Consider the following 11,283-nt stretch of genomic DNA (forward strand, 5'->3'; position numbering starts at 1 on the left):
CGTCCTCTTCTCCTCCACCACGGGCACGTTCGGCGCCGCCGGACAGGCCAACTACGCCGCCGCCAACGCCTTCCTGGACGCCTTCGCGCAGCAGCGGCGGGACCAGGGCCTGCCCGCGACCTCCGTCGCCTGGGGCCCCTGGGCCGAGGCCGGCATGGCCGCCGACGGCGCGGGCGTCGAGGCACGGGTGCGCCGGGGCGGGTTCGCGCCGATGGCCCCGCGGCTCGCGCTGGCCGCGCTGGGCCACGCCCTCGGCCAGGACGACCCGGTGGTGGCCGTCGCGGACATCGACTGGCAGCGCTTCGCCACGGTGTTCGCCGCCCTGCGGCCGAACCCGCTGGTCGCCGACCTGCCCGACCTGCCCGAGCTGCACCGGGCACCGACCCCGGCCGGGGCGGTCACGACCGGTCAGGAGTCCGGCCTGCGGCAGCGGCTGGCAGAACTCACCGGCGCCGCGCGCGCCCGCCTGGTCCAGGACCTGGTCCGGGCCCATGCGGCCGCCGTGCTGGGCCATGCCGACGCCTCGGCCGTCGAGGCCGACCAGGCCTTCACCGACCTCGGCTTCGACTCGCTCACCACCGTGGAGCTGCGCAACGCCCTGACCGCCACGACCGGACTGCGCCTGCCGAGCACGCTGGTCTTCGACCACCCCACCCCGCAGGCGCTCGGCGGCTTCCTGCTCGCCGAACTGCTCGGCTCGCTGCCGGACCAGGACCAGGACCAGGACCGCGACCAGGACCGCGACCGCGACTCGGTCACCCCGGCTGCCGGGACGGTGGCGGACGACCCGATCGCGATCGTCGGCATCGGCTGCCGCTTCCCCGGCGCCGTGGAGTCCCCCGAGGACCTCTGGCGGGTGCTGGAGCGGGGGGAGGACGTCATCTCGGCCTTCCCCGCCGACCGGGGCTGGGACCTCGAAGCCCTCGGGCGCGGCGCCTCGGCCACGCTGCAGGGCGGATTCCTGGACGGCGTGGGCCGGTTCGACGCCCGGTTCTTCGGGATCTCGCCGCGTGAGGCGATCGCGATGGACCCCCAGCAGCGGCTGCTGCTGGAGACCACCTGGGAGGCGCTGGAACGGGCCGGCATCGCCGCGGACGCGCTGCGCGGCAGCGCCACCGGCGTCTTCGTCGGCACCAACGGCCAGGACTACACCTCGGTGCTGCGCCGCGGCACGGCCGAGGTCCAGGGCCACGTCGCCACCGGCAACACGGCCAGCGTGATGTCCGGGCGGCTCTCCTACACGCTGGGCCTGGAGGGCCCGGCCGTCACCGTGGACACCGCCTGCTCCTCCGCCCTGGTGGCGATGCACCTGGCCGCACGCACGCTGCGCAGCGGCGAGTGCTCGCTGGCGCTGGCCGGCGGGGTGTCGGTGATGTCCAGCCCGGACGCGTTCGTCGAGTTCACCGCCCAGGGCGGCCTGGCCCCCGACGGCCGGTGCAAGGCGTTCGCCGACTCGGCGGACGGCACGGCGTGGTCGGAGGGCGCCGGCGTGCTGGTGCTGGAGCGGCTGTCCGACGCCCGCCGCAACGGCCACCAGGTCTGGGGCCTCCTGCGCGGCGCGGCCGTCAACCAGGACGGCGCGAGCAACGGGCTGACCGCGCCGAACGGTCGCGCGCAGCAGCGCGTCGTCCGCCAGGCGCTGGCGGACGCCGGCCTGCGGCCCGAGCAGATCGACGCGGTGGAGGCCCATGGCACCGGCACCACGCTGGGCGACCCGATCGAGGCCAACGCGCTGATCACGGCCTACGGGCGCGACCGGGAACGGCCGCTGCTGGTGGGCGCGGTCAAGTCGAACCTGGGGCACACCCAGGCGGCGGCGGGTGTCGCGGGTGTGATCAAGATGGTGATGGCGATGCGCCACGGCGTGCTGCCGAGGACGCTGCACGTGGACGAGCCGTCCTCGCACGTCGACTGGGCGGGCGGCGCCGTGACGCTGCTGCGCGAGGCGCAGCCCTGGCCGAGCACCGGGGCGCCGCGCCGGGCGGGCGTGTCCGCCTTCGGCGTCAGCGGGACCAACGCCCATGTGATCGTCGAGCAGGCGCCGGCCGTCGAGGAGCCCGCCGAAGCTCCCCGCGTCCCGCTCTCGGCGGCGCCGTGGGTGGTGTCGGGCAAGTCCTCGGCGGCGCTGGCCGCCCAGCTGGAGCGGGTGTCGGGGGTGGCGGAGGCGTCCGCGCTGGACGTCGGCTTCTCGCTCGCCTCCGGGCGGGCGGGCTTCGGGCACCGGGCGGTGCTGCTCGGCGGCGCCGAACTGGCCCGGGGCGTCGCCGCGGACCGCTCGCCGGCCGTGCTCTTCTCCGGCCAGGGCTCGCAACGCCTCGGCATGGGCAGGGAGTTGTACGGGCGCTTCGCGGTGTTCGCGGAGGCCTTCGACGCGGTCTGCGCGCAGCCCGGCTTCGAGCCGGTGCGCGAGGTGGTCTGGGGCGAGGACGCGGAGCAGCTCGACCGGACGGCGCACGCCCAGGCCGCGCTGTTCGCGATCGAGGTGGCGCTGTTCCGGCTGGTCGAATCCCTCGGGGTCCGGCCGGAGTTCGTCGCCGGGCACTCGATCGGCGAGGTCGCGGCCGCGCACGTGGCGGGCGTCCTCCCGCTGGCCGACGCCTGCGCCCTGGTGGCGGCGCGCGGCCGGTTGATGCAGGAGCTGCCCGCGGGCGGGGCGATGGTGGCGGTCGAGGCGACCGAAGGCGAAGTCCTCCCGCTGCTCGGGGAGCTGCTGTCGATCGCGGCCGTGAACGGCCCCCGGTCCGTGGTGCTGTCCGGAGCGGAGGAGGACGTCCTGCGCGCCGCGCGGGAGTTCGAGAAGCAGGGCCGGAGGACCAGCCGGCTGCGCGTCTCGCACGCCTTCCACTCGCCGCTGATGGAGCCGATGCTGGCCGGGTTCCGCGCCGTGGTGGCGGGCCTGTCCTTCGGCCGGCCCTCGATCCCGCTGGTGTCCAACCTGACCGGCGACCTCGCGACGCCCAAGCTGGTCGGCACACCGGAGTACTGGGTGCGCCACGTCCGGGAGACCGTCCGCTTCGCCGACGGCGTGCGGGCGATGGCCGAGGCCGGCGCGAACGCCTTCCTGGAGCTCGGCCCCGACGGAGTGCTGACCGCGCTGGCCCAGCAGGTCCTGGACGGGTCGGCGGTGGCCGCGGCCGTGCTGCGCAAGGACCGCCCCGAGGAGACCGCGCTGGTCACCGGCCTGGCCCGGCTGCACGTCGCGGGCCTGCCCGTCGACTGGGCCGCGTTCTACGCGGGCACCGGCGCCCGCCGGGTCGACCTGCCGACCTATCCCTTCCAGCGCGAGCTGTACTGGCCGGAGCCCGCACCCGCACCGGTCGCGGCCGCCGACCCGGCGGACAGCGCCTTCTGGTCCGCGGTGGAACGCGAGGACCTCGACCAGCTCGGCTCCACGCTCGAACTCGGCGACGGCGACGGCGACGGCGCCGCGCTGTCCGCGCTGCTCCCCGCCCTGTCCGCCTGGCGCCGCAAGCGCTCCGAGCAGTCCACCGTGGACGGCTGGCGCTACCGGGTGGCCTGGCAGCCGCTGGCCGCCGCGGCGCCCAGCACGCCGCCGCACACCGGCGCCTGGCTGGCGCTCGTCCCGGCCGGCCGCGCCACCGAGGCCCGGACGGCCGCGCTGGCCGCCGCGCTGGGCCCGGACACCGTCCTGGTCGAGGCCGACCCCGCCGACCACGACGGGCTGGTCGCCCGCCTGGCGGAGCTCGACACCCCCGTCGCCGGCGTGCTGTCGCTGCTCGCCACCGGCGGCGAACCCCTGCCGACCGGCCCGGCCCGGCCGGAGGCGCTGGTCGCGGCGGTGGCCGCGGCCGGCCTCGACGCCCCCGTCTGGTGCGCCACCCGGGGAGCCGTCCCGGTCACCCGGGCCGACGCACCGGCCGACCCGGCGCAGGCCGCCGTCTGGGGGGCGGGCCGGGTGGCCGGACTGGAACACCCGGACCGCTGGGGCGGGTTGATCGACCTCCCGGAGGAGCTCGACGAGCGCTCGGCGGGCCGGCTGCGCGCCGCCCTGACCCGCGGCGACGGCGAGGACCAGCTCGCCCTGCGTACCTCCGGCGTCTTCGCCCGGCGGCTCGTCCGGGCCGCGAGCGACCCGGCGGCCCCCGGCTGGCGGCCGAGCGGCACCGTCCTGGTGATCGGCGAGACCGCCGGTCTCGGCGGACGGACGGCCCGCTGGCTCGCCGACCGGGGCGCCGGCCACCTGCTGCTGCTCGGCCCGGACCGGCCGGAGGACGCGGCCCCGACCGCGCTCGCCGCCGAACTGGCCGGGCTCGGAGTCGGGTTCACCCCCGTGACCGGCGATCCGGCCGACCCCGCCACCCTGGCGGAAGCCCTCGCCGCCGTCCCCGAGCGGCTCCCGCTGACCGCCGTGCTCCACACCGGCCACAGCACCGAGCTGCCCCGGCTGCACGCCGGCCTCGACGCCCTCGAAGCGGCGCTCGGGGACCGCCCGTTGGACGCGTTCGTGCTGTTCGCCTCGATCGCCGGGACCTGGGGCGTTAGGGGCCAGGAGGCCGGCGCCGCGGCCGGCGCCTACCTGGACGCCTTCGCCGAGCGCCGCCACGCCCGAGGGGCGACCGCGCTCTGCGTCGCGTGGGGCGCCTGGGCCGACACCACCCCGGCCTCCCTCGCCCAGCACCTGCGGCTCAGCGGGCTGCCCGTCATGGACCCCGGGCAGGCGCTCTCGGCGCTGCCCCGCGCCGTCGCGGACGGCGCGCCGACCGTCACGGTGGTCGACGTGGCCTGGGACCGGTTCGCGCCGGCCTTCGCCCGGTCCCGGCCGAACCCGTTCTTCGCGGCACTGCCCGAGGCACGCGCCGCCGTGGCCCGGGCGACGGCCGGAGCGCAGGAGCAGGCGGCCACCGCCGGCACCCTGCGGGCCGAGCTGCTCGCCCGCTCCGCGGCCGACCGGGCCGAGGCGCTGCTGTCGCTGGTGCGCACCGAGGTGGCCGCCGTGCTGGGCCACCCCGACAGCAGCGACATCCCGGCGGGCCACGCCTTCAAGGACCTCGGCTTCGACTCGCTGACCGCCGTCGACCTGCGCAACCAGCTCAACACCGCCACCGGTCTCGCCCTGCCGGCCACGCTCGTCTTCGACTACCCGACACCGGCCGCGCTCGCCGGGCACCTGCGGGCCGAACTGCTGGGCACCGAGGAGCAGGTGAGCGCCGTCCCGGCCGCACCCGCCCCGGCCGGCGACGCCGACGACCCGGTCGTGATCGTCGGGATGAGCTGCCGCTACCCCGGCGGCGTCCGCTCGCCCGAGGACCTCTGGGACCTGCTGCGCGCCCGGGCGGACGCGATCGGCGCCTTCCCGACCGACCGCGGCTGGGACCTCGACCGGCTGGCCCGGGGCGACCGCGACGGCCGCGGCCGCAGCGTCACCCGCAACGGCGGATTCCTCTACGACGTGGCCGACTTCGACGCCGCCTTCTTCGGCGTCTCGCCGCGCGAGGCGATGGTGGTCGACCCGCAGCAGCGGATCGTCCTTGAGGCCGCCTGGGAGGCGCTGGAACGCGCCGGGATCGACCCGGTCGGCCTGCGCGGCGGCGGCACCGGTGTCTTCATCGGCGGCGGCAGCGGCGACTACCGGCCCGCCGCCGGCCAGCTCGGCCACGTGCAGACCGCCCAGTCGGCCAGCCTGCTGTCCGGCCGGCTCTCCTACACCCTGGGCCTGGAGGGGCCCTCGGTGACCGTGGACACGGCCTGCTCCTCCTCGCTGGTGGCCCTGCACCTGGCCGCCCAGGCGCTGCGCGCCGGGGAGTGCTCGCTGGCGCTGGCCGGCGGGGTCACCGTGATGTCCACCCCGGTGGGCTTCATCGAGTTCGGGGAGATGGGCGCGCTCTCGCCCGACGGCCGCTGCCGGCCCTTCGCGGACTCGGCGAACGGGACCGGCTGGTCCGAGGGCGTCGGCGTGCTGGTCGTCGAGAAGCTCTCGCGGGCCCGCCGGCAGGGGCACCGGGTGCTCGCCGTGCTGCGCGGCTCCGCGATCAACCAGGACGGCGCGTCCAACGGCATCACGGCGCCCAACGGCCCCTCCCAGCAGCGCGTCATCCGCCGGGCGCTGGGCAACGCCGGGCTCTCGGCCGCGGACGTGGACGCCGTCGAGGCGCACGGCACCGGGACCACCCTCGGCGACCCGATCGAGGCCCAGGCCCTGCTGACCACGTACGGCCGCGACCGCGACCCGGGGCGTCCGTTGCTGATCGGCGCGGTCAAGTCCAACATCGGCCACACCCAGGCCGCCTCGGGCGTCGCCGGCGTGATCAAGATGATCATGGCGATGCGGCACGGCGTGCTGCCGGGGACGCTGCACCTGGACGCGCCGTCCTCGCACGTCGACTGGTCGGCGGGCGCGGTCGAACTGCTCGCCGAGGAGACCGCGTGGCCGCGGACCGACCGGCCGCGCCGCGCGGGGGTCTCGGCCTTCGGTGCCAGCGGCACCAACGCGCACGTGATCCTGGAACAGGCACCGGAGACCGACCCCGGGACCGATCCCGACACCGACACCGCCCCCGGGACCGGCCCGGCTCCGCGCACCCCCGCCGTGCTGCCAGTCGCCCTGTCCGCCGTCACCCCCGAGGCGCTGCGCGCCCAGGCGGGCCGGCTGGTCGCCCACCTGGCCGCCCACCCCGACCTGGCGCTCGCCGACCTCGGGTACTCCGCGGCCACCACCCGGTCGGCCTTCGAGCACCGGGCCACCGTGCTGGCCGGCGACCGCGGCGACCTGCTGCGCGGCCTGACGGCGCTCACCCGGGGGAGCGGCTCGGCGCACCTGGTCCGGGGCCGGACGGCCCCGCGCGGCCGCACCGCCTTCCTGCTCTCCGGGCAGGGCTCCCAGCGCCCGGGCACGGGCCGCGAACTGTACGACCGGTTCCCGGTGTTCGGCCGGGCCCTCGACGAGGTGCTGGCGTACTTCGACGCCCTGCTCGACGTCCCCCTGCGGGACGTGCTGTTCGCGCCCGCCGGCACGGCGCGGGCCGCCATGCTGGACGACACCGGCTGCACCCAGCCCGCCCTGTTCGCGATCGGGGTGGCACTGTTCCGCCTGGTCGAGTCCTGGGGCATCAGGCCGGACTACCTGGCCGGCCACTCGGTCGGCGAGATCGCCGCCGCCCACCTGGCCGGGGTGTTCTCGCTCCCGGACGCCTGCGCCCTGGTGGCGGCCCGGGCCCGGCTGATGGCCGCGCTGCCCGCCGGGGGCGCGATGGTCGCCGTCCGGGCGACCGAGGAGCAGGTCCTCGCCCGCCTGACCGACCGGGTGTCGGTGGCGGCGGTGAACGGCCCGCAGGCCGTGGTGATCGCCGGAGACGAGGCACCGGTGCTGCGGATCGCCGCCGCCTTCGAGGCGGACGGGGCCAAGACTAGGCGTTTGCGGGTGAGCCATGCATTTCACTCCGTACACATGGACGCGATGCTCGATGACTTCGAACGGGTCGCCCGGGGCATCTCGTACCACGCCCCGCGCGTGCCGCTGGTGTCGAACCTGACGGGCGAGCCGGCCACGGCCGAACTGGTCTGCGCCCCCGAGTACTGGGTGCGCCACGTCCGCGAGACCGTCCGGTTCGGCGACGGCGTGCGCGCGCTCGCCGCGAACGGCGTCACCCGGTTCCTCGAACTCGGCCCGGACGGCGGGCTCACGGCGCTGACCCAGGAGGTCCTCGACGGCGGGCTCACGGCACCGACCCAGGAGGCCCTCGACGGCGGGCTCACGGCGCCTACCCAGGAGGTCCTCGACGGCGGGTCCGAGCGGTCGCGCCGCACCGTGCTCGCCGTGCCGGCCCTGCGCAGGGACCGGAGCGAGGAGGCCTGCCTGCTCACCGCGCTGGCCCGGCTGCAGGTCGACGGCCTGAACCCGGACTGGTCCGGTGTCTTCGACGGCACCGGCGCCCGCCGGGTCGACCTGCCGACCTACGCCTTCCAGCACGAGCGCTACTGGCTGCAGGCCGCCGAGACCGACACCGCCCCGGGGGCCGGGACGGAGGACGAGGAGTTCTGGTCCGCGGTGCGCGAGGAGGCCTTCGACACCCTGGCCGGCACGCTCGACGTGGACAGCGACTCGCTCGCCAAGGTGCTGCCCGCCCTGCGCGACTGGCGCACCCGGCGCAGCGAGCAGGCCACGCTCGACGGTCTGCGCCGGCGGATCGGCTGGAAGCCGCTGAACCGCCCGGGGGCCGGGACCCCGCAGGGGGTGTGGCTCGCCGTCACCCCGGCGGGGCGGTCCGACCGCGAGTGGATCGCCGCCGTCGTCGCCCACCTGGGCCCCGACGCCGTGCGCGTCGAGACGGACGCCGCCACCGGCCGGGAGGCACTGGCCGAGCGGCTGCGCCGAGCGGCCGACGGCCGCACCGGCCTCGCCGGGGTGCTGTCCCTGCTCGCCCTCGACGACTCGCCCGCCGCACCGGCGGCCGGCGGGGCGCCCGCGGGCGTCAGCGGCACCGCGACCCTGCTGCAGGCGCTCGGCGACGCCGGGATCACCGCACCGCTGTGGTGCGTCACCCGGGGCGCCCAGGCGGTGTCGCCCGAGGAGCCGGTGGCCGGCCTGCACCAGGCCGGCGTCTGGGGCCTGGGCCGGGTCGCCGCGCTGGAGTACCCGCAGCGCTGGGGCGGCCTGATCGACCTGCCCGAGGAGCTCGACGAGCGCTCGGCCGCCCGGTTCGCCGGCTTCCTGGCGGACCCCGACGGGGAGGACCAGGTCGCGGTGCGGTCCTCCGCCGTCCACGGCCGCCGGCTGGGGCAGCCGGCCCCCGGCCGCACGCCGGCGCCCGGCTGGGTCCCGGCCGGGACGGTCCTGATCACCGGCGGCACCGGCGCCCTGGGCGCCCACGTCGCCCGACGGCTCGCCGAGCAGGGCGCCCGGCACCTGGTGCTGCTCAGCCGTCGGGGCCCCGCCGCCCCCGGCGCGGCGCAGCTGCACGCCGAGCTGACCGCCGCGGGGGCCCGGGTCACCGTCGCCGCCTGCGACGCCGCCGACCGCGAGGCGCTCACCGCCGTGCTGGCCGCGCTCCCCGCGGACGCGCCGCTCACCGCCGTCGTGCACGCAGCCGGCGTGGTCGACGACGCCGTGCTCGACCGCCTCACCCCGGCCCGCTTCGAGCCGGTGTACCGCGCCAAGGTCGCCTCGGCGCTCCTCCTGGACGAGCTGACGAGGGACCATGACCTCGCGGTCTTCGCCCTCTTCTCCTCCGCCTCCTCGGCGGTCGGCAACCCCGGACAGGGCGGCTACGCCGCGGCGAACGCCGTCCTGGACGCCCTGGCCGAGCGGCGCCGGGCCCAGGGCCTGGCCGCCACCTCGATCGCCTGGGGCGCCTGGGGCGGGGACGGCATGGCCGCCACCGACCGGGCGGCCGCCGCGGCCCGGCGGAGCGGAATCCGGCCGCTCGACCCGGACCTCGCGGTGCGGGCCCTGCGGCAGGCGGTCATGGACGGCGAACCGACGACCGTCGTCTCCGACGTCGAACCCGCGGTGTTCCTGCGCGCCTTCACCGCCGTGCGCCCCAGCCGGCTGCTGGCCGAACTCCCCGGCCACCCGGAGCTGCCCGGCACCGGAGCGCACGCCGACGGGCCGTCGGCCGGCCCCGCCCTGCGCGCGGAACTGGCCGGGCTCTCCGAGGGCCGCCGGTCCGCCGTCCTGCTCCGGCTGGTCCGCCTGCGGGCGGCCGAGGTCCTGGGGCACGCGACCGCCGACCTGGTCGGCGCGGACAAGGCGTTCCGCGATCTCGGCTTCGACTCGCTCGGGGCGGTGGAGCTGCGCAACCAGCTCAACGCCGCCACCGGGCTGAGCCTGGCCGCGACGCTCGTCTTCGACCACCCGACACCGGCCGACCTGGCCGAGCACATCCTGCGGGAACTCCTGCCGGCCGGCCGGGACGAGCAGCCCGAGGAGGTCGACGAGCTCGACCGGGCGCGGATCCGGTCGCTGCTCGCCGCGGTCCCGGTCGCGCAGCTGCGCCGGATCGGGGTGCTGGAACCGCTCCTGAAGCTGGCCGCCGCCCAGGGCACCGTCCGGGACACCGACCGGGGGAGCGACCGGGACGAAGGGACCGAGGACGCCTTCGGCGAGTCCATCGACGCGATGGACGTCGACGACCTGGTGCAGGCGGCCCTGCAGCACACCTCTGACCACGAGCAGGACTGACGGAGCGACACATGACTACGCCCAGCGACAAGGTTGTCGACGCCCTCCGGTCCTCGATGAAGGAGGCCGAACGGCTGAGGCGGCAGAACCGCAGTCTCGTCGCCGCCGCGACCGAGCCGATCGCCGTGGTCGGGATCGGCTGCCGGTACCCCGGCGGGGTGGCCTCCCCGGAGGACCTCTGGCAGCTGGTGGCGAGCGGCACCGACGCGATGTCCGGCTTCCCGGCCGACCGCGGCTGGGACCTCGACGCCCTCGGGGCGGCCGGGGTCGACGAGCGCGGGACCGCCCTCAGCCGGCGCGGCGGCTTCCTCGACTCCGTCGCCGGCTTCGACGCCGACTTCTTCGGCATCTCGCCGCGCGAGGCCGTCACCATGGACCCCCAGCAACGGCTGCTGCTGGAGACCTCCTGGGAGGCGTTCGAGCGGGCCGGCATCGACCCGGTGACACTGCGCGGCAGCCGGACCGGCGTCTTCGTCGGCACCAACGGCCAGGACTACGCCTACCTCCTGGTGCGCGGCCTGGACGACGCCACCGGGGACATCGGCACCGGAATCGCCGCCAGTGCCGCGTCCGGCCGCATCTCCTACGAGCTGGGGCTGGAGGGCCCGGCCGTCACCGTCGACACCGCCTGCTCCTCCTCGCTGGTCGCCCTGCACTGGGCGGCGCAGTCCCTGCGGTCCGGCGAGTGCACGCTCGCGCTGGCCGGCGGCGTGAACGTGATGTCGACGCCCGGCTCCCTGGTGGAGTTCAGCCGGCAGGGCGGGCTGGCCTCGGACGGTCGGTGCAAGGCGTTCGCGGAGGCGGCGGACGGCACGGGCTGGTCCGAGGGGGTGGGTGTGCTGGTGCTGGAGCGGCTCTCGGACGCGCGGCGCAACGGGCATCCGGTGCTGGCGGTGGTGCGCGGCAGTGCCGTGAACCAGGACGGGGCGTCCAACGGCTTCACCGCGCCGAACGGCCGCTCGCAGCAACGGGTGATCCGCCAGGCGCTCGCCAACGCGGGTCTGACGGCCGGCGAGGTGGACGCGGTCGAGGGGCACGGGACGGGCACGCCGCTGGGGGACCCGATCGAGGCGCAGGCGCTGCTGGCGACGTACGGGCAGGACCGGGAGGTGCCGCTCCACCTGGGCTCGATCAAGTCGAACATC

The 11,283-nt window shown here is 77.0% G+C and carries 2 protein-coding genes (1 of these 2 cut by a window edge); both read left to right on the plus strand.

Annotated features, from left to right (window positions below):
- Nucleotides 1–10,138 carry the 3' portion of a type I polyketide synthase gene (locus ACWDRR_RS30975; RefSeq protein ID WP_449775562.1) on the plus strand. 18,488 nt of this gene lie to the left of the window's left edge, so the window shows 10,138 of its 28,626 coding nt (coding positions 18,489–28,626); the start codon falls outside the window, past its left edge; the stop codon is at nucleotides 10,136–10,138.
- Nucleotides 10,135–11,283 (plus strand): beta-ketoacyl synthase N-terminal-like domain-containing protein (locus ACWDRR_RS30980; RefSeq protein WP_449775564.1); only part of this gene is annotated, 1,149 nt, incomplete at its 3' end. The genes ACWDRR_RS30975 and ACWDRR_RS30980, both read left to right, overlap by 4 nt.

This window comes from Kitasatospora sp. NPDC003701 (genome assembly GCF_053587085.1).